This is a genomic window from Neorhizobium sp. PAMB6630, assembly GCF_058242775.1.
In genome coordinates this window covers 1,303,064-1,328,057 of sequence record NZ_CM177836.1, presented here as the reverse complement: position 1 = coordinate 1,328,057, position 24,994 = coordinate 1,303,064, and the positions used below count along the sequence as shown (strand labels likewise).

Sequence of the window (24,994 nt, the reverse complement as noted above, 5' to 3'; positions counted from 1 at the left end):
CGTGCCGCTCGATTGGGACAAGTTGCGCATTTTTCACGCGGCCGCCGAAGCCGGTTCCTTCACCCATGCCGCCGACAAGCTGCATCTGTCGCAATCGGCGATCAGCCGGCAGGTGAGCGCGCTGGAGCAGGATGTCGGGGTCAAGCTGTTTCACCGCCACGCGCGCGGCCTGATCCTCACCGAGCAAGGCGAACTTCTCTATCGCACCGCCCATGACGTGCTGCTGAAGCTCGAAACGGTGAAGATGCAGCTGACGGAGACGACGGAAAAGCCGAGCGGCAAGCTGCGCGTAACGACGACGGTCGGTCTCGGCCAGGGCTGGCTCACCGACAAGGTGCAGGAATTCCTCCAGCTCTATCCGGAAATGGCCATCCAGCTGATCCTCGACAACGAGGAACTGGATGTGAACATGCGCCACGCCGATTGCGCCATCCGCCTGCGCCAGCCGCAGCAATCCGACCTTATCCAGCGCAAGCTGTTTACCGTGCACATGCACGTTTACGCAGCACCCTCCTATATCAACCGGTTTGGCGAACCGCAGACGATCGAGGATCTCGACGATCACCGAATCATCACCTTCGGGGAGCCTGCCCCCAATTACTTGCTGGATGTGAACTGGCTGGAATATGCCGGCCGCAATTCGGACAATCCGCGCCTGCCGCACCTGCAGATCAACAGCCAGACCTCGATCAAGCGGGCCTGCCTGCTGGGAATCGGCATCGCCGTGCTGCCGGATTACATCGTCGGACGCGATCCGGGACTCATCCAGCTTGCCATCAATGCCGACATTCCCTCGTTCGACACGTATTTCTGTTACCCCGACGAGATGAAAAACGCTGCCAAACTGAAGGTGTTTCGTGACTTTATCGTCGCCAAGGCCAGAAACTGGAACTTCTGAAAAACGTCACGGGCAAAACAGCGCCAACGCAACCGGCTGTCAAAATCACGCATTTCCAAAGGCTTGGGCGTGGGAACCTACAATTGACGACAGCTCAATAGCTAACCCTTGCAACGAACGCATGGCTGGCCTGCACAAAAACCGATTGTTCGCTGCACAATAAAGAACCATATCGCACACAGCTGATGCACATGGTGGCTTTTCCTCCCAGTTCCACCGCAGCAGCTGTTCCCCTCTGGAGGTTATTTGACCTTCACAATTTAAAGGGCCCTGGAGAAATCCGGTGGCCCTCTTTTTTTAACTGTGCCTTGCCCATGTCAGCGGAAATATCAGCCGGCAGCGCGGCACAGCACTTGCTTCTGTAAGACCCCACCCCCATATTGATGACAGTTGGCGCCACTTGGTAACATCCCCTCGTTGCCCGCGCCGGCTGTTCCCCTCTGGAGGTTTTTAAACCTTCATAACTTTGGGCCTCGGAGCAATCCGGCGGCCCATTTTTTTTGGCGGCCGATCCCCTTCCCCTCTTTAAATCGGAAAATATCGATCCATATATCGGTCATGGACGATATAAGAGATCAGGCCATGGACCGCACCGAAATCCTCAAAGCCCTGTCGCATCCGGTGCGCCTCGAGTTTCTCGAATGGCTGCGCCAGCCGGAGGCGCATTTTTCCTCGCAAGCGCATCCGCTCGACATGGGCATTTGCGCCAACCAGTTCGAAAAGCGCTGCGGCCTGTCGCAGTCCACCGTGTCCGCCCATCTGGCGACCCTTGAAAAAGCCGGTCTCGTGAAGATCACCAAGGTCGGTCAGTGGACCTTCTACCATCGCGACGAAGACATGATCCGCGCCTTCGTCTCCCATCTTGGCGACACGCTTTAAGCGCCCGTCGCCCGGCTCCTCCTCCCAAGCCCAATACGCAAAAGGAATTCTCATGCCGACACTCTTTGACACCGTCACCTTCGGGGACCTTACCCTCAAGAACCGCATCGTCATGGCGCCGCTCACGCGCAACCGCTCGCCGAAGGCGATCCCGAACGATTTGAACGTCGTTTATTACGAACAGCGCGCCACCGCCGGCCTCATCGTGTCCGAGGGCACTGCCGTGACCCAGCAGGGCCAGGGTTATGCGGATGTTCCCGGCCTTTATCTGCCGGAAGCGCTGGAAGGCTGGAAGAAGATCACCGATGCCGTGCATTCGCGCGGCGGCAAGATCGTGGCCCAGCTCTGGCATGTCGGTCGTATCTCGCATGTGTCGCTGCAGCCGGGCGGCGCGGCACCTGTCGCACCGTCTGCGATCGCCGCGAAGTCGAAGACCTATATCCTGAACGAAGATGGCAGCGGCGGATTTGCCGAAACCTCCGAACCGCGCGCACTCGAGCTTTCCGAACTTCCAGGCATTGCCGATGATTTCGCCAAGGCTGCCCGCGCTGCTGTCGATGCCGGCTTTGACGGCGTGGAAATCCACGGCGCCAACGGTTACCTGCTCGACCAGTTCCTGAAGGACGGCGCCAACAAGCGCACGGACGCCTATGGCGGCTCGATCGAAAACCGCATCCGCCTGACGCTGGAAGTGGTCGATGCTGTCGTGAACGCCATCGGCGCCGGCAAGACGGGCATTCGGCTTTCGCCGACGACGCCTGCCAACGATGTCAGCGACAGCGATCCGCAGGCGGTGTTCAACACGCTGGTCAAGGCGCTTGCCTCCCGCAACCTCGCCTTCATCCATGTGATCGAAGGTGCAACCGGCGGCCCGCGCGACCACCAGTATGAAGGCACCAGCTTCGATTACGCAGCCTTCAAGGCAACCTATGTCGATGCCGGCGGCAAGGGCGCCTGGATGCTGAACAACGGTTATTCGGCCGAGACGGCAGAAGAGGCCGTCGCCAGCGGCAAGGCCGACCTCGTATCCTTCGGCAAGCCGTTCATTGCCAATCCGGACCTCGTGCGCCGCATCAAGGATGGCGCGGCCTGGAACGACATCAACCCGCAGACGCTCTACGGCGGCGGCGCGGAAGGTTATACCGACTATCCGACGCTGGAAGCAGCCGAATAATCCTGATCGCTTGCGAGGCCCGCACATGGCGGGCCTCGTTTTTATCGGGGACGAGCTGAACAAAACGCCCGTGGCTAGCGGGGCAAGGCGGTCTTGGGTATCGTTTTCCCGCCACTGCCGAACACCGGCCCAGCCTGCGGTTCAAGGCATTTGAGCGAAATGAGCGTTTCGCGGATCGCCGTATCGAGCGGTGTGTGCGGCTCAAAACCCAGAAATGCGCGAAGCTTCCCGTTCGACATTCGAACCGGTGTTGCCCACAGATACCGCATTTCCCAAAGCTCCCGGAACAGCGGCACGACCGGGCGTGCCATGCCCACGAGCCACCAGGGGAACCTGTGCTGGCGCGGCGTGCGCCCGGTCACACGCGCAATGGCACCAATCAACCGCTCGCCATCCTCATCCCAGACACCATCCATGTGAAAGACAGCAAAAGGCGGCAGACGGCTTGCCTGCCCCAGAAGCCGCACCATGGTTTCGGCCACATCCGGCAGATAGGCCCACTGATGGCCAATGCTCCGCGCTGCCGGTCGGATGACACGGGTGACAGGCCGGCCGGGCCGGACCAGACCTTGCGAAAACCAGCTGCTTGCGGCCCCCGGCCCAAAAAAGTCTCCCGCCCGCACGATCAGCACCGGCACGCCGTCTTCTGCTGCGCGGTGCAACCGTTGCTCAAGCTCGGCACGAATGGCACCCTTGGCCGTCAACGGGTTCTGCGGACTGTCTTCGCCAAGAATTGGAAAGGCGCCCGGCCCGAAATTGTAAACCGTGCCGGGCAGAAGAATGCGCGCGCCGCAGGTCTTTGCCGCAGCAATCGTATTATCGATCATCGGCAGAACCAGCTTACCCCAGTCGCGGTAGCCGGGGGGATTGACCGCATGCACGATAACCTGCGCCCCTTTCGACGCCTCCAGCACGTCGCCACCGTTCATGGCATCTCCCGTTACCCATTGAAATGACGGTTCGCTCGGCGCAACGGACAGCGCTTTGCGATGCAGCGCACGCACATGCCATCCGTCCGCGACCAGACGGCGGCCGACGCTTCCGCCGATACCTCCGGTGGCGCCGAGGACAAGCGCAATGGGTTTTGCAACAAGGGTGGTGGAGGCGTTCTCGGCTACGTGGGAAACAGTCATTGGAAACTCCTTCGGTCTGACGGACTGGAGTATCCTGTGCCTTGGCGCTATATGAAATTGGCGATAAGCTTATGGTGTCTATTCAAAAATGAATGAGCCGGACTGGAATCTCTACCGAACGCTGCTGGCTGTTCTGGAAACCGGGTCCCTCTCGGCGGCTGCACGCACGCTCGGGCTGACGCAACCGACCGTCGGGCGCCATATCGATGAACTGGAGCAGGCGCTGGGTCATGCGCTGTTCACGCGCTCGCAACAGGGCTTGCGCCCCACCGATGCGGCGCAAGCGTTGCGCCCCTATGCGGAAAGCCTCTCCACCACGGCTGCGGCACTGCTGCGCGAGGCATCGAGCGCCATCGGCGCTGTGGAAGGCGTGGTGCGCATCAGCGCCAGTGATGTGATCGGTGTGGAGGTTCTACCGCCGATCCTGGCGCAGTTGCAGGCGGCCTATCCGCGGCTGTCCGTGGAGTTATCCCTGTCCGACACGCTGCAAGATCTTTTGCGGCGCGAGGCAGACATTGCCGTGCGCATGACAAAACCGCAGCAGGATGCACTGGTGGCCCGCCATATCGGAACGATCGAACTTGGACTTCACGCAGCCCGCAGCTACCTGGATCGCAAGGGCAGTCCAGCGGATCTCAAGGCGTTGACGCAGCATCACATGGTCGGTTTTGACCACGAGACGGCTTTTATCCGGGCCAGCATCGAAAGCATCCGGCAACAGGCGCCGGACTTTCCGCAAAACCTTCACTGGACCTACCGCACCGACAGTAACCTTGCCCAGCTTTCGGCAATCCGCGCGGGAGCGGGCATCGGCATCTGCCAGGTCAAGCTGGCGCAACGGCAGCCGCACCTTGTGCGGCTTCTGCCGGATTTTTCCCTGTCGCTCGACACCTGGGTCGCCATGCACGAAAACCTCAGGCAATCGCCCCGTTGCAGAGCAGTGTTCGATGCGCTCTGCGAAGGGCTGATCGATTATGTGCGAGGCGTCTGACAGCGTCAGCGCGCCCGGTCGCCATCAGGCTCCATATCTTCCACTTCGGCTTCCGGCCGGTCGCCGCCATCGCTGTATTCGACATGCCAGATGCCGGCTGCATCCTGCCAGCTGATCTCTTCGGCATCGCCGCCCACCTGCTGTTCGGCAGCCACAATACGCGCGGCCTGCAAGGCGTCCGAATGGGTGGCGAATGTCTCGGAATAGACGTCGCCCAGCCGGTAGGCCCAGCCGCCATCGTGTTGAACGACCTTGTAAACGACCTTCGTCATGGTTTTCCTCCTGAGTTTCTGTTCTTCTTGAAACAATGTCCAAGCGGCAAATGGCCGAGCGCCCTCGCGGTTCCCTAAAAGGATTTTCACGGGGCGAAGACCTGCATGGGCGGCGCAGCTTGAACCTTGCAGCCACCGCCATAGATTGCGCCTGAGTGGCCGGGAGTACAAGCGCACATGACATCACTGGTAAAGCAGGAAAAATTTCTCCTGGTCGCTCTGTTCGTGGCGATTGCCGCCTATCTGACGGAACATGCGGTGCTGGAGGCGGGAAAGCTTGTCTCGCTCATTGCCGCCGCAGCGCTGATCGGTGTCATCGTCCTTGTCTCCACCCGGGTTGCCCATCATGCCGAGATCCTCGCGCACAAGGTGGGAGATCCCTATGGCACCATGATCCTGACGCTGTCGGCCGTGGCGGTCGAGGTGATCATTCTGGCGATCCTGATGAGTTCCGAAAGCTCGCCGACGCTGGTGCGCGACACGATCTATTCCGCCGTGATGATCGACATCAACGGCATTCTCGGTCTTGCAGCCCTGCTGGGTGGCCTCCGCCACGGCGAGCAGCCCTATAACGACAATTCCGGCAAGACCTATGGCGTGATGATCCTGACCGCCATGGGCATATCGATGATCGTGCCGGAATTCGTGCCGGCCGACCGCTGGCATTATTATTCCGCCTTCACCATCTGCGCGATGATTGCTCTCTACGGGCTTTTCCTCAGAATGCAGGTGGGGCCGCACAGCTATTTCTTCAGCTACAGCTATCCGCGCGCTAAGCCATCGGCAGACCCTCAGCACCCCGAGCAGGAGCACAGCGAGAGTTCGACCACGCGCTCGATCGTGATCATCCTCATCGGCGTCGTGCTGATCGGAGCGCTCGCCGAGTTCATGTCCGCCTTCATCAATACCGGGCTTGAGGGCAGCGGCGCGCCACCCGCGCTGATGGCGGTGATCGTTGCCTCCATTTCGGCAGCTCCGGAAATCCTAACGGCGCTCCGGGCAGCCCTTCGCAACCGCATGCAGGCGGTGGTCAATATCGCCATGGGCGCCTCGCTCTCCACCGTCATCCTCACCGTGCCTGTGATGGAAGCGATTGCGCTTTATACGGGCCAGCCCTTCATCATGGCGATGACGCCCGTGCAGACCGTGATGGTGACGATCACGCTGATTGCGGCGGCCATCAACCTCAATGATGGCGAAACGAACGCCATCGAGGGAATGACACATTTCGTGCTGTTCGCCACCTTCCTGATGCTGACCATGCTCGGACTTTAAATTGTTATTTCAGGCGCTTAGGATCCAAAGCCGACTCAACCTGACAGGCACCTGATTCAACCTGCGAACCCGCCTGATCAAATGCGGATAAAGCAAACTTGAACGTCACTTGTGCGGTCATTTCTCCCAGCCACCCTACATGGTGAGCGAGGGTGCCACGATGATTGCGTCGCTGGCGCACGCTTTGCAAACTGGGAGAAGACCATGAAATCGTTCAGCCTTCTGATCGCCGGATCGATCCTTGCCGGCGCTGCCGCCCTGCCCGCTTATGCGCAAGGGCAGCCTGCGGAAACCAAACCGCCCAATGCTCCGAGCCAGGAACCGCAGTTTAAAGGCCAGACACGCGCCTCTCAGCCTGCAGCCATGGCTCAGATCAAAACGGAAACGGTGGCTGAGGGACTGCCGCATCTCTGGGCGATGGAGTTCCTGCCGGACGGGCGCATGCTGGTGACCGCCAAACAGGGCGCCATGCATATCGTCAACAACGGCAAGGCAGGGCCTGCGATTGCCGGCGTGCCAAAAGTGCTGGCAGGCGGCCAGGGCGGACTGCTCGATGTGGCGCTTGCGCCCGACTATGAAAGCTCGGCGAAAATCTTCTTCTCGTTTTCCGAGGAACGTGAGGATGGCAATGGCACGTCTGTCGCTTCCGCGCGGCTCGTGCCCGATGACCAAGGCGGAGGCAGGCTGGAAGATCTCACGGTGATCTTCCGCCAGATGCCCGGTTATGACGGCAACAAGCATTTCGGATCGCGCCTCGCCTTCGGAACCAATGGCGAACTTTACGTGACCGTCGGCGAACGCTCCGACAGCGAACCGCGCGTGCAGGCGCAGGATCTCGACAGCGGCCTCGGGAAGGTGTTCCGCATCACTCAGGAAGGCAAGGCGCTACCGGATAACCCCTTCGTCGGCCAGCAGAATGCTCTGCCGGAAATCTGGTCGCTCGGCCATCGCAATGTACAGTCCTCGACAGTGGATAACGAAGGACGTTTCTGGCTGGTAGAGCACGGCCCGCGGGGCGGCGACGAGTTGAACCGTCCGGAAGCGGGCAAAAACTACGGCTGGCCGGAAGTCACTTACGGCATCGAATATAGCGGCGCGCCGGTTGGCAAGGGCATCACCCAGATGGCCCAAACCGAACAGCCGGTCTATTATTGGGATCCTGTCATCGCCCCCTCCGGCATGGCCTTTTACGATGGCGACGCCATCCCCGAATGGAAAGGCGCCTTCCTCGTCGGCGGACTGGTCAGCCAGGGCGTCGTCGTGCTGCACATGGAAAACGACCGGGTGAAGCATGAGGAACGCGTGCCGCTCAATGCCCGCATCCGCGATGTCAAGGTTGGCCCCGATGGTGCCGTTTATGCCGTCACCGAACAACGCGGCGGCGGTCAGTCCACAATCATCAGGCTGACGAAGGCTTAAATACTTGCTTGCTGGCGTTTCGGTATGCCGATCAGAGCCGGAACGCCAGCGGGTGATCGACAAGCGCCCGGTCGATGGTAACGAGTTGCAGGTTTTCGACTTGCGCCTGGGCAAGAAGCAATCGGTCGAAAGGATCGCGTGTTGGAGGCTCGGGCTGGGCGACGGTGAGGACGTGTTCAACCTCGATACGCAAGATTGTCAGGCCTGCCTGTTGAAGACTGAACTGCATACGTTCAACAGGAACGCCTGGGTCTAGCTTGCCGAGACGCGTTTTTATCGCGACTTCCCACAGGCTGGCGACGCTGACCACACCCACGAAATCGGCAGCGGAAACCAGCCTCGCCAGCCAGGGAAAGCGCTCATAAACGTCGGCCCGCAGGATGGCGAGGATGATATGCGTGTCGAGGAGATATCGCCTGCTCAAGGCAGAGGCCGCAGAAGAAAATCCTCGGGCAACGGATCATCGAAATCATCCGCAATATACGGAAAAGGATCTTCTACACCGAGTGCCTTCAGGTGTGCATGAAGAGCATCCAGATCGATCCCGCCCTTCTTCTGGGTCGCACCCTCACGTGGCACCAGATCGAACACCGGCTTGCCGTTGCGGGTCACGGTCACGGTTTCGCCTTTCTCGACATCCTGTGCGAGTTCGTCAAAACGATCCTGAGCTTCGCGAATGGAGACGGTTTTCATGGTGAAAATGTACGCTTGGAGCGTGAAATCGTCAACAAGGACCCTCAATGACAAAAAGGCCCGCCATAACTGGCGAGCCCTTCGATAAATGCTGACAGCCGTGCTTACTTGCAGGCGTTGCAGAAGCGCTGGATGCGGCGGCAGGCTTCTTCCAGCAGGTCTTCCGAGGTGGCGTAGGAGATGCGGAAGTTGGGGCCAAGGCCGAATGCCGAGCCGTGGACGACGGCGACGCCTTCGGTTTCCAGAAGTTCGGTGACGAAATCCTCGTCCGACTCGATAACCTTGCCCGAGGGCGCGGTCTTGCCGATCAGCCCCTTGCAGGACGGATAGACGTAGAAGGCGCCTTCCGGGTTCGGGCAGGAAATGCCCTTGGCCTGGTTCAACATGGAGACGACGAGATCACGACGGCCTTCGAAGATCGCCTTGTTCTTTTCCACAAAATCCTGCGGACCGTTGAGCGCTTCCACGGCGGCCCACTGGGCAATCGAGGAGGCGCCCGAGGTCTGCTGGCCCTGGATCATGTCCATGGCTTTGATGAGTTCCAGCGGGCCGGCTGCATAACCGATACGCCAGCCGGTCATCGCATAGGCCTTGGACACGCCGTTCATGGTCAGCGTGCGGTCATAAAGCTTCGGCTCCACTTCAACCGGCGTTGCGAACTTGAAATCGCCGAAGGTCAGGTGCTCGTACATGTCGTCGGTGAGAACCCAGACATGCGGATACTTGACCAGCACATCGGTCAGCGCCTTCAGCTCGTCATGGCTATAGGCAGCGCCGGACGGGTTGGAGGGTGAGTTGAAGATGAACCACTTGGTCTTGTCGGTGATCGCCTTTTCGAGATCGGCCGGCTGGAGCTTGAAGTTGTTTTCCTGCGTGGCAGAGACGATAACGGGCGTGCCACCGCACAGTGCCACCATTTCCGGGTAGGATACCCAGTAAGGCGCCGGAATGATCACTTCGTCGCCGGCGTTCAGCGTTGCCATGAAGGCGTTGAACAGGATCTGCTTGCCACCGGTGCCAACAATGGTCTGGGCTGCGGTGTAATCGAGATTGTTCTCGCGCTTGAACTTCTTGGCGATGGCTTCGCGCAGCTGCGGAATGCCCGAAACCGGCGTGTACTTCGTTTCGCCGCGGTTGATCGCGTCGATGGCGGCCTGCTTGACATTATCAGGCGTATCGAAATCCGGTTCGCCGGCACCAAGCCCGATCACGTCGCGGCCCTTGGCTTTCAGTTCGCGGGCTTTCTGCGAAACGGCAATGGTGGCGGACGGCTTTACGCGGGAAAGTGCATCGGCAAGAAAGGCCATGATGATAATGTCCTGAAGCTGTTAAAAACGGCAGGCCGGCTCGGCTTTGCCGTCAGGTTCTATGTCGAAGAAAGCCGCCTGTTTCAAGGCCGAAAAGCCGGCACGTGCGTCTTTCTTGCCACGCGCGGCAAAACACGAATTCGCGTGTTATTTCAACGGCGGCAACCGGCACTATCCGCACCTTGCGATGCCTTGCCCGTAACGCCTTGTTTTCGCCACAATAATTGCCGCCAACTGCCGCAATCCCGTCGTTGTGACGTCGCTTTCCAGAGGTCTTCTCACCTTATCGACGACGCCTTGAGAGGACTGCCCCATGTTTCTGGACGACGAAGAGGCCACGGCCCGCATCCGGACACGCCGCCTGAGCGGCAGTTTGTGGGTTGCCGTGACGGCCCTTGCGGCCTGCGTGCTGATGATGCTGGCGCTGGTCGGCACGGCCAGTGCGCAGGACATTTCCTCCCTGTCGCAGGTGGTCACCCCGCAGCTTCTCCTGCAAAGCGATGCCGCCGGCGATCAGCGGCTTATTTTCGGCGCGCTGACGCTGGTCTTCTGCGTGGCGGCAGCGGGGCTCTGGAGGCTGAGTTTTCGCGGACTGGCTGCAAGCCAAAGCACCAAGGCCGACGGCCGCCGCATCCATCATTCCTGAGGCTTCATTGCCACCTTGCCGAATCGCCTGCATCGAAAAGCTTGAGCCTGCCGTTACCACCTGATAGGCAGCCGCCGTGGCGAAACCCGCGCCCGGCTTAACCTTTCACGGATTTCGACATGACGCGCTTGCAGGCGAACCTGGTGCTTCTTCTTGCGGCCGCCATCTGGGGCGGCGGGTTCGTGGCGCAATCGACAGCCATGGCAAGCATCGGCCCCTTCTGGTTCGTCGGCCTCAGATTTGCCATCGCAGCGCTTGCCGTCCTGCCGTTTGCAATCATCGAAGCACGGCGGATCGGCCACAGACCACACCGCCGCGACATGGCAGACTTCCTGCTTGTCGGGCTTGCGCTTTTTGGCGGTGCCATCACCCAGCAGATCGGCCTGCAAACGACCACCGTCACCAATTCAAGCTTCCTGACCGGCCTCTACGTCGTCTTCGTACCGGTCATCTCCATCCTCATCTTCCGGCGATATCCGCACTGGATCATCTGGCCCGTGGCGCTGATGGCCCTTTTCGGCATCTTCCTGCTCGGCGGCGGCGATGTGGCTTCTGTCTCCACCGGCGATCTCTGGAGCATCACCTGCGCCGGCTTCTGGGGCCTGCAGATCGTGCTGGCCGGCCATTTCGTCAGCCGGTCGCAGCGACCGCTGGCGCTGTCTGCAACGCAATTTGCCGTCTGCGCGGTTGCAGCGCTTGCCATCGGCATTTTCGTCGAACCGGTGTCGCTTGAGGCAATCTCCGGATCGCTTGCGGAAATTCTTTATGTCGGCCTGATTTCCTCAGGGCTTGCCTTCGTGCTGCAGGTGATTGGCCAGCGTTATACGACGGCGCCACAGGCGGCGATCGTCCTGTCGTCGGAGGCCCTGTTCGGCGCCTTTTTCGGTGCTTTGCTTCTGGGCGAAGCACTGCCGCCCATCGGCTATCTCGGCTGCGGACTGATCTTTGCCGCCATGCTGATCGTTGAGCTGGTGCCGGAACTTTTGAAGCGGCGAGGCATCGCCCGCAGCGCGCCGGATAGCGCTGCACCATCCCCCTTCGAGAGCTGATTCGCCACCGGCGACGCCGTTGAAGTTGCGGGCTTTTCGCCCTTGCCGCAATCGCACGCCATAATTTCCGACGCCGGCGAAACAGGCGTTCGGTGTTGCCCATTCGCGTCAGAAAACTTTTTCTTGCCAATTTGCGTCAAACGCAGCACTCTGTGTTGGTTCGGGCAATTTGCGAGCATGGGAAGAGCTATAATGAAGCGTTTCGGAAGCGCCAAAACTTCCGGGCGGGGGATGCAGCAAGGATCATGATGATCTTTTCTTTGTCTCACGCGGTAAATACGGGCCCCTTTCCTCAATTTTCGAAATGCCTGCCGCCTGCCCTTCTTGGGCAAATATCGTGATGCTGTCCGCCGCTGAACACGGACAGAGGAAAAAGGACCTGATGCATGGCCGAAACTGGCACTGTAAAATTCTTCAATACCGACAAGGGCTTCGGCTTTATCAAGCCTGACAATGGCGGAGCAGATATCTTTGTCCATATCTCCGCGGTACAGGCTTCGGGCCTGTCCGGACTTTCAGAAAACCAGAAAGTAAGCTTCGACACGGAACCGGATCGTCGCGGCAAAGGCCCCAAGGCAGTTAATCTGCAGATTGCCGGCTAAGTCTCGTTACGGTTTTTTACTTCGAGTTGAAGCCCGGCAGGAATGCCGGGTTTTTTTGTACTTGTTCTGCATGCCGGAGATCCGGCGGGAATTGCGCCGCCGGAATGAGATCCGGCGGGCTCAAAAAAATCAGCGCTTGGCGCCGTCGTCCTTGCCAGCGCCTAAAGTGGGCTACGTGCGCGGCGCCCCGATGCCCTGCAGAAAGGGATTGCTGCGGCGCTCATCGCCGATCCGGCTGCCGGGACCATGGCCGCAGATAAATCCCATTTCGTCGCCGAGCGGCAGAACCTTGTCGCGAATACTGTCGAGCAATTGCTGGTGGTTGCCGCCCGGCAGATCGGTGCGACCGATAGAGCCGTTAAACAGAACATCGCCCATGATGGTGAAATTCATGTCGCGGTTGACGAATATCACATGACCCGGCGCATGGCCCGGGCAATGCAGCACCTCGAACCGGTGATCGCCGAGCGCCACCACATCGCCCTCGTTCAGAAACTGGTCGGGAACCAGCTTGCGCGCCGGAACGGTGTAACCAAAGGCCGCACCGCGTGTATCGAGAACGTCGAGCAGCGGCTTGTCGTCGGCATGCGGGCCAATGACCGAAGCGCCGGTCTTCTCGCGAAGCTCATCGGCGCCGCCGGCATGGTCGATATGACCGTGGGTGATCCAGATTTCCGAAATCGTCACGCCCTGCTGCGCGGCAACCTCGATGATACGATCGACATCGCCGCCCGGATCGATCACGACGCCTTGGCGGGTGTCGGCGTCAAAAAGAAGCGTGCAGTTCTGCTGGAAGGGGGTAACCGGAATGATACCGGCTTGAAGCATGCCCATGAAGCCTCGTCAGGTTGGTGATGAAGGAAGACCCACTATACCCGCCTTGCCTTCCCCGGCCACCCGGCAAAATCAATCCGAAACGGAATAGCGGCTTTCGGCACCAATGGACGGGGCAAGGCAGGCACTGGCGACGAGCAGGCTTGCTACGGCAAATTTCAGCGCGAAAACGGTGACGAGAACCGGACGCAGCGGATGCGAGAGGGACATTTTGCCCGGCGTCTGCACAGGGCCGTCGATTGTGGATAAGCTCATGTTATAATTCCTGTTTCCCTGTGCCTCGCAACGGGCATGGGCGACAAAGGTTCCGCGCTCAGGCAACTGAAATTCTCTTTCGGCGGCACTTGCGTCTTCTTTGTGGCCGACAAAGCGCAAGAACACGATAATGCACAATGTTTGCGTGGGGATGATGAGCCTTGCTCCTGCACATTGATGTTGATTGTTGAAGCACTTCGCGCTTTATCAAATCAGCATGAAACACGTCGCGGTTGGCGGACAGCACGGTTTGGCCTTGAGGCTGCGCTTGCCCTGCCCGCCGCACAGCCGCTTGAAGAGGAACGCCTGGTGCCACCGGTCTCGTCTGGGAAAGCCCTCAAAAAGGTCCAGCCGCCGATGCCTGCTGTCGATGAAAGCAAGATCGACTTCGAAACCATCGAGCTGTTTTTCTTTGCCTATCGCGATTTCATTTCCGATCCCGATGCGATCCTTGAAAAGATCGGCATGGGGCGGGCCCACCACCGCGTGGTCTATTTCGTCTGCCGGCAGCCGGGCATGATGGTGACGGACCTCTTGGATACGCTGCAGATTACCAAGCAGAGCCTGGCGCGGGTGCTGAAGCAGTTGATCGACAGCGGTTATATTCGCCAGATGGCGGGTGCCAAGGATCGCCGGCAGCGGCGTCTCTATCCAACGCTTGCCGGGCGCGAACTGGCGCTTGCCCTGTCGGAGCCGCAATCGAGCCGCATATCCTCGGCGCTTTCCGAACTGACGCCCGAACAGCGCGAGGGCGTCATCCATTTTCTGCGCTCCATGCGCGGGCGGGCCGAAGGGCTCACACCTGTCGAAAACGAGGTCGATTGAACATGGGGAACAACCCGGTATCGCCGCTGGACGATGCGGCCCACCTGCTGGTGGTGGACGACGACACCCGCATCCGCGACCTTTTGCACCGCTACCTGCGGGAGCAGGGTTTTCGCGTCACCGGCGCAAGCGATGCGGCCGAAGCCCGGCGCAAGCTGGAGGGGCTGGAGTTTGACCTCATCATCCTCGACGTGATGATGCCGGGCGAAACCGGCATCTCGCTCACCCAGTCGTTGCGCGACAAGCGGGCCATCCCGATCATTCTTTTGACCGCACGGGCTGAGGCCGAATCGCGCATCGAGGGGCTGCAGGCCGGCGCCGACGACTATCTGCCAAAACCGTTCGACCCGCGCGAACTGGTGCTGCGCATCAACAATATCCTGCGCCGCAACAGCAATCCGGATACGCCGAAGATCGACCAGGTGATGTTTGGCCCGTTTACCTTTTCGATTGCCAAGAAAGAGCTGCGACGGGCGGCCGAAACCATTCGCCTGACCGACCGCGAGCAGGAGATCATGCTGCTGTTTGCGCTGCGCGCCGGCGACACCATTCCCCGCCACGAGTTGATCGGCGACGATGCGGAAGTGGGCGAGCGCACCATCGACGTGCAGATCAACCGGCTGCGCCGCAAGATCGAGGACGATCCGGCAAACCCCATCTATCTTCAAACCGTGCGCGGCATCGGGTACCGTCTGAGCATCGATTGAGGTCGCAGCCTTCAAGGGCTGCCCGCAACAGGCGGCCGCAGCGCCGGCCGAGAGAGACAGGATGGCGATTTTCGACAGGATCGGGCGCGATATCGGCAGGGTAAAGCCGCCGGGCTGGACCTTGCTCGGCCGTTGGCTGAAGCGGCGCATGCCAACCGGCCTTTACCTGCGCTCGGTGCTAATCGTCATCATTCCGATGCTTCTGCTGCAGACCGTGGTGGCTGCCGTCTTCATGGAGCGCCACTGGCGGCTGGTGACCGAGCGTCTGTCGCAGGCCGTCACCCGGGATATTGCCGCCATCATCGAGGTCATCCGTACCTATCCGCCGCCGGAGGACAATTATCAGCAGATCATCCGCATCGCGCGTGAAACGCTGTCCCTGAATATATCCATTGAGCCGGGCGGCCAGCTGCCCCCGCCGCGCTCAAAACCGTTCTTCTCGATCCTCGACGATATTCTTGCCGACCAGATCAACCAGCAGATCCGCCTGCCCTTCTGGATCGATACCGTGGGCGACAGCCGGCTTGTGGAAATCCGCATCCAGCTCGGCGACAAGGTTCTGCGCGTCTTTACCATCCGCAACCAGACCTATGCGTCGAACACCCACATCTTCCTCGTCTGGATGTTCGGCACCTCGCTGCTGCTGATCGGCATTTCCATCCTGTTCCTGCGCGGCCAGATCCGCCCGATCCTGGCACTGGCGGATGCCGCCGAAAGTTTTGGCAAGGGGCAGAAGATGCCCGCCCCCTTCGTGCCGCGTGGCGCTGACGAGATCCGCCGTGCCGGCATCGCCTTCATCCAGATGCGCGAGCGCATCGAGCGCCAGATGGAGCAGCGCACCGCCATGCTGACCGGCATCAGCCATGACCTGCGCACCATCCTCACCCGCTTCAAGCTGCAGCTGGCGCTCGCCGGCGACAATCCGGATCTTGCCGGCATGGGCACCGATGTCGATGACATGCAGAGCATGCTGGAGGGGTATCTCGCCTTTGCCCGCAACGAGGCAGCGGAGGATTTTGGCGAGCTGAAGCTCAGCGAACTTCTCGAAAAGATGCGCGCCGATTTCGAACTGCATGGCAAGACGATGACGTTTCGCGTCGAGGGCGAGGATCTTTTGTCGGTGCGTCCCGGCGCCTTCATGCGGCTGGTCGGAAACCTCGCCTCCAATGCCCGCCGTTATGCCAACAGCCTGCATGTGGAAGCCCGCCACAATTCCAAATGGTTGACACTGACGTTTGACGACGACGGCCCCGGCATTCCCGAACAATCCCGCGAGGATGTGTTCAAGCCCTTCTACCGGCTGGACGAAGCGCGTAATCTCGATGCTTCCGGCACCGGCCTTGGCCTTGCAATTGCCCGCGATATCGCCCGCGCCCATGGCGGCAACGTGACGCTGGGGGACAGCCCTTCGGGTGGATTGCGTGCGGTGGTACGGGTGCCGGCGTAAAACGTAGGAGAGATTGTTGTCCCGTCAGACGGTCGATTTACCGCTGCGTATGATGTGACGGCGAATTTGCCGTCTCACATCATCTTCATGCCGTTCGGCACCGGACGTTCCACAGCGGTCAGCACGATATCGCCGTTTTCATCGGCAAAACCGAGCGTCAGCACTTCGGAGCGGACGGGGCCGATCTGGCGCGGCGGGAAATTGACGACGCCGAGCACCTGGCGGCCGATCAGCGTGTCCGGCGTATAATGCACGGTGATCTGGGCGGACGAGCGTTTCAGACCGATCTCGGGACCGAAATCGATTTTCAGCTTGTAGGCGGGCTTGCGCGCTTCTGGAAACTCTTCCGCCTCGACAATGGTGCCGACACGGATATCGACCTTTTCGAAATCGCCCCAGGTGATCTCGTCAGCCATATTGAACTCCCACAGAAATCAGCGTCCCAGTTCCTCGGCGCGGTCGCGCGCGGCCTTGAGTGCCGCATCAAACAGCGGCTGCATGCCATCATCGGCCATCAGCACGGCCAAAGCTGCAGCCGTCGTGCCTCCGGGCGATGTCACGTTCTGGCGAAGCCGCGCGGCCTCCTCGGTCGAGCGGTTCAGCAATTCGCCGGCACCTGACACGGTTTCACGCGCAAGCCGCATGGCGAGGTCCGCCGGCAAGCCCAGCTTGCGCCCGGCTTCCGCCATGCATTCCACCAGATAAAAGACATAGGCCGGGCCGCTGCCGGACACGGCGGTGACTGCATCGATATCGCTTTCGCGCTCCACCCACTCGACCGGGCCGCTGACCTTCAACAGGTCATGCACGGCCTTGCGCTGCGCCTCCGACACCTTGTCATTACCATAGGCGCCCGTGACGCCACGGCCGATCATCGCCGGCGTGTTGGGCATGGCGCGCACCATGGCGCCATCGCCAAGATGGCTTTGCAGGAAGGCAAGCGTCTTGCCGGCTGCCACCGAAACGACAACCGTATCCGGCCCGACAAGCGATGCAAGCTGCGGCAGAACGGCTTCCATCACCTGTGGCTTTACGGCGAGAAACAGGATGCCGGCCGTTACGCCATCCGGCGCCATCGTTTCATGGCGAGCGCCGGCATTGTTGATCTCGGCCTTCATCGCCTCCGACGGGCCCGGATCGATGACCAGCACCGATGCGCCGGGCACGCCGTTCTTCAGCCAGCCAGACAGCATGGCGCCGCCCATATTCCCCGCACCGACCAGAACCACCAGCGGCGACGAGACTTCAGAGACAGAAGCCGACATCAGCACTCACCCATGGTCTCAAACAGAACCGCATCCATGGCGGCCTTGGCTTCCATGCCGGACCAGACGACGAACTGGAAGGCCTGATAATAGGTTTCGCAGGCTTCGAGCGCGCTTGAGAGAAGCACCTCGACCTGCTGGTTGTTGGGTTCGGCACCACCGGCCAGAAGCAGCGACTGGCGGAAGATCACCACGTCTTCCTGGCGCCAGAGATCGAAATGGCCCATCAGCACCTGCCCGTTGACATGCGAGAGCAGCCGGATCACCTCGTTGGCGCGCTGATCGGAGACCTTGAGGTCAAAGGCGCAAGCCAGATGCAGCGCCTCGAACTCTTCCATCCACGAAAAGGACACGTGATAATCGGTCCAGTGGCCGGCGACCGTCATGGCGATTTCGTCTTCGCCCGACCGCTCGAACGTCCAGTCATTGGAGTCTGCGACGAACTCGATCATATCAACCGGGTTCGAATGACGTTCAATCTGCATCTCTAAGAGGCTCATACGGCACCTTCTCAACCGGAATGATAGCGACATGCGTGTTTGCTTTGAGAAACACGAGGGATGAACGCGGACACTGACCCGGAAAACCAAACTCTTCGATGATCGTCCCGCCGGCCGAAACGGGAAGGCTCATGGAAAAGAGCCTGCGGATCGTTCGGTCGTCGTTTCGAATCATCATTTAAAATCAGTGTATAGGGAGCGAGTCCCAGCACCAGCCCCCGCACCCCGTTTTTGCGGGGACGACTCACATCGACGCTTCGTTCGGGAGATCAGCCACGGCGGTTAAACGACTCTGCGGGCAGAGTTTTTCGGCTGTGTCCACAGGCTGTAAAAATCCCGGGACAAACTTTTTAGGAAAGCCGTCAAGCCCAAAAAGAAAACGCGGCGCCTCGTTTTGGAAGCACCGCGTGGTATTGCCGTAGAATAGGGTAAATATCAGCTGTTGCTTGCGGCAAGCTTTGCTTCGAGCGCCTCAAGACGAGCCTTCAGCGCATCGTTTTCGTCTCGTGCCTTGATGGCCATTTCGCGCACCACGTCGAATTCCTCACGGCGAACGAGATCCATATTGTTGAGGAACCGTTCTGCCTGTGCCTGGAAAGCGGTTTCCACTTCGCGCCGCACGCCCTGGGCCGCACCTGCGGCATCGGTCATCAGTCGCGCGAATTCATCCATCATGCGGTTCGTTCCGGTCGACATTGCCTCGATCTCCCGTTGATGCGCCGCAGCGCGGCGACCTGTCTGTTAACTCCTGACGAGGTAGGGTGTGGCCTGCCTCCTTGCAAGGAGATTCGCGCCCCTTGCCGCAATTCGTCCCACTTCACGCTCGAAGAGGATGGGCAGGAAGCGTTGGCCTTGGGAGGCATTCCTTTTTGCAAAACCTTGAGGCAACAGCACCCGAATTCTTCTATTGCGGTGGTTTTGTTATGTTTTTCGAGCGTATCGTTCGGTCCGGAAATCAGTTAGGCCTTGACCGGTCGAGGGCGGAAAGTCATGTTCCCGCCCGATACGGCACATCGGCCGAGGGATATTAAACCTTGTATTCACCATCATCTTTCCTCGCCATCATGCCATTTCCGAATATCGATCCGATTGCGTTTTCCATCGGCCCGCTTTCGGTTCACTGGTATGGACTGGCTTATGTCGCCGGCATTTTCCTCGGCTGGTTTTATGCGCGCGCGCTGGTGTCGCGGCCCGATCTCTGGCCGGCGGGCATGGCGCCGACGACGAAGGAAAAGCTCGACGATTTCCTCGTCTGGGTGGCAGCCGGCATCGTGCTCGGCGGCCGCATCGGCTATATCCTGTTTTACGACCTGCCCGCCGTCGTTGAAAATCCCATCCGCGCGCTGCAGATCTGGAACGGCGGCATGTCCTTCCATGGCGGGCTGATCGGCACGACGATCGCGATGATCCTGTTTGCCCGCCGCAACGGCATTGCCGTCTGGAGCCTGTTTGATCTGGTGGCAACGGTTGCCCCCTTCGGCCTGTTCTTCGGCCGCATCGCCAATTTCATCAATGGCGAACTGTGGGGCCGCATCAGCAATGTGCCCTGGGCTGTGGTCTTCCCGACCGGCGGACCCTTTGCCCGCCACCCGAGCCAGCTTTATGAAGCGCTACTTGAGGGAATCGTGTTATTGATCATTCTCAGATTGATGACGCATGGCCTGAAGGCGCTCAGAACCCCCGGCGTCGTCTGCGGCGTTTTCGTCTGCGGCTACGCATTGTCGCGCATTTTCGTCGAATTCTTCCGCGAGCCGGATCCACAGCTCGGTTATCTCGCCTTCGGCTGGCTGACCATGGGCATGGTCCTTTCGGTTCCGATGCTGCTGATCGGCGTTGTTTCCATCTGGCGCGGCCGCCGTGCCGCCGCACATATCTGACGCGAGGACGAGGCTTCCGTGACCACGCCACTTGCAGACAAGATCAAGAACCTTATCCGGGCAAACGGCCCGATCAGCGTAACCGACTATTTCGCCCTTTGCCTGGCAGATCCCGACCATGGCTATTATCGCACACGCGAGCCCTTCGGCCGCAATGGCGATTTTGTCACAGCCCCCGAGATCAGCCAGTTGTTCGGCGAGATGCTTGGCATCTTCATGGTGCATGCCTGGCAGCAGCACGGCAAACCGACGCCGGTCAACCTCGTGGAAATCGGCCCCGGCCGCGGCACGATGATGCTCGACATGCTGCGCGTCATCGCGAAATTGGCGCCGGCGCTGCATGAGGCGCTGAGCGTTCATCTGGTGGAGACCAGTGATCGCCTGCGCGGTGTGCAGCGTGTCACGCTCGAAGCCTATTCCGCCAAGATCACCTGGCATTGGGCTTTTGAGGACGTACCCGGCGGATTTACGCTGATTGCCGCAAACGAACTGTTCGACGCCATCCCGATCCGCCAGTTCGTCAAGACACCGACCGGTTTTCGCGAACGTATGGTCGGCCTCGACGCGGACGGTGGCCTGTCGTTCGGCATCGGCATGGCCACGCTTGATCCGGCCCTCCTGCCCTCCTCTCACGGTTCGGAACGCGACGGCGCGATCTTTGAGATATCTCCCGCCCGCCAGGCGGTGATGAGCACGCTCTGCGACCGCCTGAAACGGGATGGCGGCACCGCCGTCATTATCGACTACGGTCACATGGTGACAAATTTCGGCGACACGCTGCAGGCTGTGCTGCGCCACGATTTTGACCCGCCGCTTGCCCATCCCGGCGATGCGGACCTGACGAGCCACGTCGATTTCGAGGATCTGGCGCGCATTGCACGTAGCACCGGCATCCGCATCAACGGTTGCCTGCATCAGGGCGACTTCCTCTACGGGCTTGGACTTGGCGAACGGGCGGCAAAGCTGGCCCGCGGCAAAAGCGAGGCAGAACAGCGCGCGATCGGCGTTTCCGTCGATCGTCTCGCCAATGCCGGCGAAGGCCGGATGGGCGAGTTGTTCAAGGTCATGGCCGTCTCCAGTCCCGCCGTGACGCTTGCGCCGTTCCGCCCTGTCCGCGACTGACGCGGCCGCTCCACGGTTGACATCGCGCCGGCCCCCGGTCCACATTCCGCTTCGAAAACGAAGCAGCCGGGCGCCCGCGACACTGCGCCCTGCCGGCGCACCGCACATCCTTCACCTCCCAGAGACGGACAGATTTCAAGCCCATGCAGGATCCAACGCCGATCGAGAGCCCCTTGCTGGCTCGATGCACCCACGATGGCATTCGCCACGGGTTTTTCACGCGCCAGGGCGGCGTGTCGAAGGGCATCTACGAAGGCTTGAATGTCGGGCTCGGCTCGCGTGACATGCGCGACGACGTGGTGGAAAACCGGCGCCGGGTGGCTGCCTATTTCGGCCAGCCGCTGGAGCGCCTTGCCACCGTCAACCAGGTCCACTCTCCTGATGTTATCACCGTTGATGCCGCTTATGCCGACGAGCGCCCGAATGCCGATGCGCTGGTGACGGCAACGCCGGGCGTGGTGCTGGGCGTGCTTGCCGCCGATTGCGGCCCCATCCTGTTTGCTGATCCGAAAAACCGGGTGATTGGCGCTGCCCATGCCGGCTGGAAGGGCGCGCTTTTTGGCGTTGCCGAAAACACCATTGCCGCCATGATCGCGCTCGGCGCCGAACGCCAGAACATCCAGGCCTGCCTCGGCCCCTCGATTGCCAAGGCAAGTTATGAGGTCGGCCCGGAATTTTTTGCGCGGTTCATGGATGAAGATCAGCGCTTTGCCGCCTTCTTCTCGCCCTCGCAAAGGGCCGGGCATTATCAGTTCGATCTTCCGGGGCTGACCACAGAGCGCCTGCGCGAGGCCGGCATTACAGCGGAAAACCTCGATATGGACACCTATCCCGATTCTGAGCGCTTCTTTTCCTATCGCCGCACCACCCATGCCGGCGAGCCGGACTACGGGCGCCAGATATCGGCCATCGCAATCATGGAGGAATAACATGGCTCTGCATTTCGAACGCAGCGAATATGCCGCCCGGCTGGAGCGCCTGACTGGCGCCATGCAGGCGGAAAAGCTCGATGCCATGCTGCTGTTTGCCCAGGAAAGCATGTACTGGCTGACAGGCTATGACACCTTCGGCTACTGTTTCTTCCAGTGCCTGGTGGTGAAGGCCGATGGCACGATGTCGCTGATCACCCGCTCGGCGGACCTGCGCCAGGCGCGCCATACCTCCATCCTCGAGAACATCCACATCTGGGTCGACCGGGTGAATGCCGATCCGACGGTGGACCTCAAAAACCTGCTCTCCGAGATGGACCTGCTCGGCTGCCGCATCGGCGTGGAATATGACACACATGGCATGACCGGCCGCGTCGCCCGTCTCCTCGACAATCAATTGTCCACGTTCGGCGATATCATCGATGCCTCCCATGTGGTGAGCCGCCTGCGGCTGGTAAAAAGTGCCGCCGAGATCGCCTATGTGGAGCGGGCAGCCGTGCTGGCTGACGATGCGCTGGATGCCGCTCTTCCCCTGATCACGGCCGGCGGCAGCGAGGCGGATATCCTGGCGGCCATGCAGGGTGCGGTGTTCTCAGGCGGCGGTGATTACCCCGCCAACGAATTTATCATCGGTTCAGGCGCCGACGCGCTGCTCTGCCGCTACAAGGCGGGCCGCCGGACCCTGGATGCCCAGGATCAGCTGACCCTGGAATGGGCGGGTGCCAGTGCGCATTACCACGCCGCCATGATGCGCACCGTGCTGATCGGCGAACCAACCACCCGCCATCGCGAATTGTACAATGCCTGCCGCGAAACGATCCTCGCAATCGAGGAAGTCTTGCGGCCGGGCCACACATTCGGCGACGTCTTCGACACCCATGCCCGCATCATCGATGAGCGTGGCCTGACGAGACACCGCCTCAACGCCTGCGGTTATTCGCTCGGGGCGCGCTTCTCGCCTTCCTGGATGGAACACCAGATGTTCCACCTCGGCAATCCGCAGGAAATCCTGCCGGATATGTCGCTCTTCGTGCACATGATCATCATGGATTCCGACAGCGGTGCCGCCATGACCCTCGGGCACACTTACCTCACCACACAAGAAGCGCCAAAAACACTCTCCCGGCACAGTCTCGACATGCTTGCCCGTTAAATAAAAATCCACAGAATTACAGTAATACAAAGAGTATAATATGATAAAATATTGACTCCACCGAAACAGCTCCCCTAAAGATGATCATTCAGTACACGGAATGGGGGCACGGGCATGGGGCAATTGCAACGGATTGGACCGCGGCTTGTCGCGGTAACGATGACGTTGCTATGCGCCGGCTGCAGCGATTCCTACCGTATGGCGCCACGCGCCGATGTGGGACAGCAGTCCTATGGACGCTATACCTCCACGCGGGGGAGCAGCGCCGACCGGCGCGCCACCCCGACCTATCGCAATGGGACCCGCCCGACCTATTCCAGCCAGGCCTATCGCAATCCCCGCACCTATAGCCGCTACGACGGCGTCGCGACCGGAGGTGTTCCCGCTTATAATGGGTACGCACCGAACTGGAACGCGCCGGCCAATGCGGGACCTTACAACGCGCCAAACAGCTATGTGGCGCCAAACGGGTATGGGGCGCCCAACGGCTACACGAATGGCTGGAACGCCGCGCCGGCCCAGACCTATCCTCCTCAGACCTATCCGCCGCAAACCTATCCGCAGCCCGCCTATCCACCGCCCGCCTATCCACCGCAAGGCTATCCGCAGCAAGGTTATCCGCAGCCGGTCTATCCGCAGCAGGCCTATCCGCAGCCTGTTTATCCGGGACAGGCCTATCCGGCACCGACCTATCCGGCCTCAATCTACCAACCTTTTCCGGCTCCGGCCTATCCGCCCTACCCGCAACCAACCTATCCGCCGCGGCCAGCCTCCTACGCCAACCCGCCTTATGGCGCCGTCACCCCCTATGACGGCGGATCCGCCTATCCGAACAGCGGCGACAATGGCGGATATAGCAGCCGGCCACTCTCGCAGGCGGCGCCCCTGGAGGATGAGGGCAGCAGGCTGGATGAAGGAAGGCTGTCAACCTCGAGCACACCCGCCTTGCGCACCGCCGGCAACATAACAGCGCCGCGCACCGTGCAGAGCGCCCCCCTGCCGCCGCCTGCCCAGAGGAAGAGTTATACGGCGCCCACCCCGGCGCGGGCAGCGCCTCAAACGCTGGAAGCACAGGCCCGTGCCGTCGACCAGGGCCGGCGTTCGCCGGCTGCGTCCGCACCGCTCCCCCAAAGACGTCCGTCGGTTGCCGCCAGCAAGCGCTCGACCACTCCGGAAAAACCGAAGGCGGCTCCCACCCGGCAATCGACCTCTCGGCCAGTCAATGAGGCGGCCTCACTTAGGCCCGTCAGGAGCGATACGATCCGTTTCCTGCCGATCATCGGGGCACCTGCAACGATTGTCACGCCATTGTCGCGCCACCTGGCAAATGCGGCGCGGGCCAGTGGCATCGTCATCAAGGCGGCAAATGTCGACAATGGCAGCCATTTCCTCAAAGGTTATCTTGCGACCTTTCGCAGTGGCGACGGCGTGACCGTCTCCTATGTCTGGGACGTGCTGGACAAAACCGGAGAGCGCCTGCACCGCATCCAGGGAAAACAGGACATTGCCTATGCCGGCGGCGATCTCTGGGCTGCCGTACCCGGCAGAACCCTCCAGACGATTGCGCAGGACACGATCGCCGCCTACCGGCGATGGCAGGGTGCGCAAACAAGCTGAATGGAGCAGGATCCGGCCCCAACTTCACGCACCGTTCACAAAAAATGGGTGATGGCGGTCGTTCAGTCTTGCATTCGAGTGCAGCAACGGTAAAAGGCCCGCATCCAGCGTGACAACAGGCGGAC

The 24,994-nt window shown here is 60.6% G+C and carries 28 protein-coding genes; 17 read left to right on the top strand and 11 right to left on the bottom strand.

Going from position 1 to position 24,994, the window contains the following annotated elements; all coding sequences use genetic code 11:
* Position 1 precedes the first annotated feature (1 nt).
* From AC4CWF_RS06285 to AC4CWF_RS06275, 3 genes are all read left to right on the top strand, one after another.
* A complete protein-coding gene (locus AC4CWF_RS06285; RefSeq protein WP_377296595.1) occupies positions 2–898 on the top strand; it encodes a LysR family transcriptional regulator VtlR in 897 nt (298 codons plus the stop codon).
* Between the two features lie 582 nt (positions 899–1,480).
* On the top strand, positions 1,481–1,777 hold the full coding sequence (locus tag AC4CWF_RS06280; protein ID WP_491284270.1) for an ArsR/SmtB family transcription factor: 297 nt from the start codon (positions 1,481–1,483) through the stop codon (positions 1,775–1,777).
* Between the two features lie 52 nt (positions 1,778–1,829).
* Positions 1,830–2,951 (top strand): alkene reductase, encoded by a 1,122-nt coding sequence (locus tag AC4CWF_RS06275; RefSeq protein WP_491284269.1) that lies wholly within the window; start codon positions 1,830–1,832, stop codon positions 2,949–2,951.
* A gap of 74 nt (positions 2,952–3,025) precedes the next feature.
* Here AC4CWF_RS06275 and AC4CWF_RS06270 read toward each other — a convergent pair whose 3' ends face one another.
* Positions 3,026–4,084 (bottom strand): NAD(P)H-binding protein, encoded by a 1,059-nt coding sequence (locus AC4CWF_RS06270; RefSeq protein ID WP_491284268.1) that lies wholly within the window; start codon positions 4,082–4,084, stop codon positions 3,026–3,028.
* A gap of 88 nt (positions 4,085–4,172) precedes the next feature.
* Here AC4CWF_RS06270 and AC4CWF_RS06265 point away from each other — a divergent pair, with 88 nt between their 5' ends.
* The gene (locus tag AC4CWF_RS06265; protein ID WP_491284267.1) at positions 4,173–5,075 is read left to right on the top strand and encodes a LysR family transcriptional regulator; all 903 of its coding nucleotides are present in this window, start codon (positions 4,173–4,175) and stop codon (positions 5,073–5,075) included.
* A 5-nt stretch (positions 5,076–5,080) separates the two neighbouring features.
* Here AC4CWF_RS06265 and AC4CWF_RS06260 read toward each other — a convergent pair whose 3' ends face one another.
* Positions 5,081–5,347 carry a DUF2188 domain-containing protein gene (locus AC4CWF_RS06260; RefSeq protein WP_491284266.1) on the bottom strand — a complete coding sequence of 89 codons (267 nt, stop codon included), beginning with the start codon at positions 5,345–5,347 and terminating at the stop codon, positions 5,081–5,083.
* A gap of 177 nt (positions 5,348–5,524) precedes the next feature.
* Between AC4CWF_RS06260 and AC4CWF_RS06255 the strand changes: the two genes are divergently transcribed.
* Both AC4CWF_RS06255 and AC4CWF_RS06250 read left to right on the top strand, forming a co-directional pair.
* Positions 5,525–6,622: a calcium:cation antiporter gene (locus AC4CWF_RS06255; protein ID WP_491284265.1), complete on the top strand. Its 1,098-nt coding sequence runs from the start codon at positions 5,525–5,527 to the stop codon at positions 6,620–6,622.
* A 204-nt stretch (positions 6,623–6,826) separates the two neighbouring features.
* Entirely contained in the window at positions 6,827–8,041 is a 1,215-nt protein-coding gene (locus AC4CWF_RS06250; protein ID WP_491284264.1) for a PQQ-dependent sugar dehydrogenase, read from the top strand.
* A 31-nt stretch (positions 8,042–8,072) separates the two neighbouring features.
* On the opposite strand, the gene AC4CWF_RS06245 is transcribed toward AC4CWF_RS06250, so the two are convergent.
* From AC4CWF_RS06245 to AC4CWF_RS06235, 3 genes are all read right to left on the bottom strand, one after another.
* Complete coding sequence (locus AC4CWF_RS06245) at positions 8,073–8,465, bottom strand: type II toxin-antitoxin system VapC family toxin (protein WP_491284263.1); 393 nt, start codon at positions 8,463–8,465, stop codon at positions 8,073–8,075.
* Positions 8,462–8,734, bottom strand: a complete 273-nt coding sequence (locus tag AC4CWF_RS06240) for a type II toxin-antitoxin system Phd/YefM family antitoxin (RefSeq protein WP_491284262.1) — start codon at positions 8,732–8,734, stop codon at positions 8,462–8,464. Before AC4CWF_RS06240 ends, AC4CWF_RS06245 begins: the two co-directional genes overlap by 4 nt.
* Before the next feature lie 104 nt (positions 8,735–8,838).
* Positions 8,839–10,041, bottom strand: coding sequence for a pyridoxal phosphate-dependent aminotransferase (locus AC4CWF_RS06235; protein ID WP_491284261.1), 1,203 nt, complete (start codon positions 10,039–10,041; stop codon positions 8,839–8,841).
* Between the two features lie 313 nt (positions 10,042–10,354).
* Between AC4CWF_RS06235 and AC4CWF_RS06230 the strand changes: the two genes are divergently transcribed.
* The 3 genes from AC4CWF_RS06230 (at position 10,355) to AC4CWF_RS06220 (ending at position 12,338) form a co-directional block, all read left to right on the top strand.
* Positions 10,355–10,687: a hypothetical protein gene (locus AC4CWF_RS06230; protein ID WP_491284260.1), complete on the top strand. Its 333-nt coding sequence runs from the start codon at positions 10,355–10,357 to the stop codon at positions 10,685–10,687.
* A gap of 119 nt (positions 10,688–10,806) precedes the next feature.
* A complete protein-coding gene (locus AC4CWF_RS06225; protein WP_491284259.1) occupies positions 10,807–11,736 on the top strand; it encodes a DMT family transporter in 930 nt (309 codons plus the stop codon).
* A gap of 386 nt (positions 11,737–12,122) precedes the next feature.
* On the top strand, positions 12,123–12,338 hold the full coding sequence (locus tag AC4CWF_RS06220; protein WP_003494703.1) for a cold-shock protein: 216 nt from the start codon (positions 12,123–12,125) through the stop codon (positions 12,336–12,338).
* 171 nt (positions 12,339–12,509) lie between these two features.
* On the opposite strand, the gene AC4CWF_RS06215 is transcribed toward AC4CWF_RS06220, so the two are convergent.
* Entirely contained in the window at positions 12,510–13,172 is a 663-nt protein-coding gene (locus tag AC4CWF_RS06215) for an MBL fold metallo-hydrolase (protein WP_491284258.1), read from the bottom strand.
* 72 nt (positions 13,173–13,244) lie between these two features.
* Positions 13,245–13,427, bottom strand: a complete 183-nt coding sequence (locus AC4CWF_RS06210; protein ID WP_491284257.1) for a hypothetical protein — start codon at positions 13,425–13,427, stop codon at positions 13,245–13,247.
* A 357-nt stretch (positions 13,428–13,784) separates the two neighbouring features.
* Between AC4CWF_RS06210 and AC4CWF_RS06205 the strand changes: the two genes are divergently transcribed.
* The 3 genes from AC4CWF_RS06205 to AC4CWF_RS06195 all read left to right on the top strand — a co-directional run bounded on the left by AC4CWF_RS06205 (position 13,785) and on the right by AC4CWF_RS06195 (position 16,406).
* The gene (locus tag AC4CWF_RS06205; protein WP_491284256.1) at positions 13,785–14,252 is read left to right on the top strand and encodes a MarR family winged helix-turn-helix transcriptional regulator; all 468 of its coding nucleotides are present in this window, start codon (positions 13,785–13,787) and stop codon (positions 14,250–14,252) included.
* Between the two features lie 2 nt (positions 14,253–14,254).
* Complete coding sequence (locus AC4CWF_RS06200) at positions 14,255–14,959, top strand: response regulator (protein WP_491284255.1); 705 nt, start codon at positions 14,255–14,257, stop codon at positions 14,957–14,959.
* Positions 14,960–15,020: 61 nt separating this feature from the next.
* Positions 15,021–16,406, top strand: coding sequence for an ATP-binding protein (locus tag AC4CWF_RS06195; RefSeq protein ID WP_491284254.1), 1,386 nt, complete (start codon positions 15,021–15,023; stop codon positions 16,404–16,406).
* Between the two features lie 74 nt (positions 16,407–16,480).
* On the opposite strand, the gene AC4CWF_RS06190 is transcribed toward AC4CWF_RS06195, so the two are convergent.
* The 4 genes from AC4CWF_RS06190 to AC4CWF_RS06175 all read right to left on the bottom strand — a co-directional run bounded on the left by AC4CWF_RS06190 (position 16,481) and on the right by AC4CWF_RS06175 (position 18,867).
* Positions 16,481–16,822 (bottom strand): tRNA-binding protein, encoded by a 342-nt coding sequence (locus tag AC4CWF_RS06190; protein WP_491284253.1) that lies wholly within the window; start codon positions 16,820–16,822, stop codon positions 16,481–16,483.
* Between the two features lie 18 nt (positions 16,823–16,840).
* Entirely contained in the window at positions 16,841–17,671 is an 831-nt protein-coding gene (proC, locus tag AC4CWF_RS06185) for a pyrroline-5-carboxylate reductase (protein WP_491284252.1), read from the bottom strand.
* Entirely contained in the window at positions 17,671–18,171 is a 501-nt protein-coding gene (locus tag AC4CWF_RS06180; RefSeq protein WP_491284251.1) for a type III secretion system chaperone family protein, read from the bottom strand. The genes proC and AC4CWF_RS06180 overlap by 1 nt, the downstream gene beginning before the upstream one ends.
* A gap of 435 nt (positions 18,172–18,606) precedes the next feature.
* Positions 18,607–18,867: an accessory factor UbiK family protein gene (locus tag AC4CWF_RS06175; protein ID WP_491284250.1), complete on the bottom strand. Its 261-nt coding sequence runs from the start codon at positions 18,865–18,867 to the stop codon at positions 18,607–18,609.
* A gap of 338 nt (positions 18,868–19,205) precedes the next feature.
* Here AC4CWF_RS06175 and lgt point away from each other — a divergent pair, with 338 nt between their 5' ends.
* From lgt to AC4CWF_RS06150, 5 genes are all read left to right on the top strand, one after another.
* Positions 19,206–20,048 carry a prolipoprotein diacylglyceryl transferase gene (gene lgt / locus AC4CWF_RS06170; RefSeq protein WP_491284249.1) on the top strand — a complete coding sequence of 281 codons (843 nt, stop codon included), beginning with the start codon at positions 19,206–19,208 and terminating at the stop codon, positions 20,046–20,048.
* Positions 20,049–20,066: 18 nt separating this feature from the next.
* Positions 20,067–21,170, top strand: a complete 1,104-nt coding sequence (locus AC4CWF_RS06165) for a class I SAM-dependent methyltransferase (protein ID WP_491284248.1) — start codon at positions 20,067–20,069, stop codon at positions 21,168–21,170.
* A gap of 143 nt (positions 21,171–21,313) precedes the next feature.
* On the top strand, positions 21,314–22,099 hold the full coding sequence (gene pgeF / locus AC4CWF_RS06160; protein WP_491284247.1) for a peptidoglycan editing factor PgeF: 786 nt from the start codon (positions 21,314–21,316) through the stop codon (positions 22,097–22,099).
* Position 22,100: 1 nt separating this feature from the next.
* Positions 22,101–23,252: a M24 family metallopeptidase gene (locus tag AC4CWF_RS06155; protein WP_491284246.1), complete on the top strand. Its 1,152-nt coding sequence runs from the start codon at positions 22,101–22,103 to the stop codon at positions 23,250–23,252.
* A 159-nt stretch (positions 23,253–23,411) separates the two neighbouring features.
* The gene (locus AC4CWF_RS06150) at positions 23,412–24,869 is read left to right on the top strand and encodes a hypothetical protein (protein ID WP_491284245.1); all 1,458 of its coding nucleotides are present in this window, start codon (positions 23,412–23,414) and stop codon (positions 24,867–24,869) included.
* The last annotated feature ends 125 nt before the right edge of the window (positions 24,870–24,994 follow it).

Coding starts and splice junctions, on each gene's coding strand:
- AC4CWF_RS06255 (WP_491284265.1), top strand. CDS start 5,525: ATGACATCACTGGTAAAGCAGGAAAAATTTCTCCTGGTCGCTCTGTTC.
- AC4CWF_RS06175 (WP_491284250.1), bottom strand. CDS start 18,867: ATGTCGACCGGAACGAACCGCATGATGGATGAATTCGCGCGACTGATG.
- AC4CWF_RS06200 (WP_491284255.1), top strand. CDS start 14,255: ATGGGGAACAACCCGGTATCGCCGCTGGACGATGCGGCCCACCTGCTG.
- AC4CWF_RS06265 (WP_491284267.1), top strand. CDS start 4,173: ATGAATGAGCCGGACTGGAATCTCTACCGAACGCTGCTGGCTGTTCTG.
- AC4CWF_RS06220 (WP_003494703.1), top strand. CDS start 12,123: ATGGCCGAAACTGGCACTGTAAAATTCTTCAATACCGACAAGGGCTTC.
- AC4CWF_RS06270 (WP_491284268.1), bottom strand. CDS start 4,084: ATGACTGTTTCCCACGTAGCCGAGAACGCCTCCACCACCCTTGTTGCA.
- AC4CWF_RS06230 (WP_491284260.1), top strand. CDS start 10,355: ATGTTTCTGGACGACGAAGAGGCCACGGCCCGCATCCGGACACGCCGC.
- AC4CWF_RS06190 (WP_491284253.1), bottom strand. CDS start 16,822: ATGGCTGACGAGATCACCTGGGGCGATTTCGAAAAGGTCGATATCCGT.
- AC4CWF_RS06180 (WP_491284251.1), bottom strand. CDS start 18,171: ATGAGCCTCTTAGAGATGCAGATTGAACGTCATTCGAACCCGGTTGAT.
- AC4CWF_RS06210 (WP_491284257.1), bottom strand. CDS start 13,427: ATGAGCTTATCCACAATCGACGGCCCTGTGCAGACGCCGGGCAAAATG.
- AC4CWF_RS06215 (WP_491284258.1), bottom strand. CDS start 13,172: ATGGGCATGCTTCAAGCCGGTATCATTCCGGTTACCCCCTTCCAGCAG.
- AC4CWF_RS06260 (WP_491284266.1), bottom strand. CDS start 5,347: ATGACGAAGGTCGTTTACAAGGTCGTTCAACACGATGGCGGCTGGGCC.
- AC4CWF_RS06155 (WP_491284246.1), top strand. CDS start 22,101: ATGGCTCTGCATTTCGAACGCAGCGAATATGCCGCCCGGCTGGAGCGC.
- AC4CWF_RS06235 (WP_491284261.1), bottom strand. CDS start 10,041: ATGGCCTTTCTTGCCGATGCACTTTCCCGCGTAAAGCCGTCCGCCACC.
- AC4CWF_RS06250 (WP_491284264.1), top strand. CDS start 6,827: ATGAAATCGTTCAGCCTTCTGATCGCCGGATCGATCCTTGCCGGCGCT.
- AC4CWF_RS06275 (WP_491284269.1), top strand. CDS start 1,830: ATGCCGACACTCTTTGACACCGTCACCTTCGGGGACCTTACCCTCAAG.
- AC4CWF_RS06195 (WP_491284254.1), top strand. CDS start 15,021: ATGGCGATTTTCGACAGGATCGGGCGCGATATCGGCAGGGTAAAGCCG.
- pgeF (WP_491284247.1), top strand. CDS start 21,314: ATGCAGGATCCAACGCCGATCGAGAGCCCCTTGCTGGCTCGATGCACC.
- proC (WP_491284252.1), bottom strand. CDS start 17,671: ATGTCGGCTTCTGTCTCTGAAGTCTCGTCGCCGCTGGTGGTTCTGGTC.
- AC4CWF_RS06240 (WP_491284262.1), bottom strand. CDS start 8,734: ATGAAAACCGTCTCCATTCGCGAAGCTCAGGATCGTTTTGACGAACTC.
- AC4CWF_RS06280 (WP_491284270.1), top strand. CDS start 1,481: ATGGACCGCACCGAAATCCTCAAAGCCCTGTCGCATCCGGTGCGCCTC.
- AC4CWF_RS06150 (WP_491284245.1), top strand. CDS start 23,412: ATGACGTTGCTATGCGCCGGCTGCAGCGATTCCTACCGTATGGCGCCA.
- AC4CWF_RS06225 (WP_491284259.1), top strand. CDS start 10,807: ATGACGCGCTTGCAGGCGAACCTGGTGCTTCTTCTTGCGGCCGCCATC.
- AC4CWF_RS06205 (WP_491284256.1), top strand. CDS start 13,785: ATGCCTGCTGTCGATGAAAGCAAGATCGACTTCGAAACCATCGAGCTG.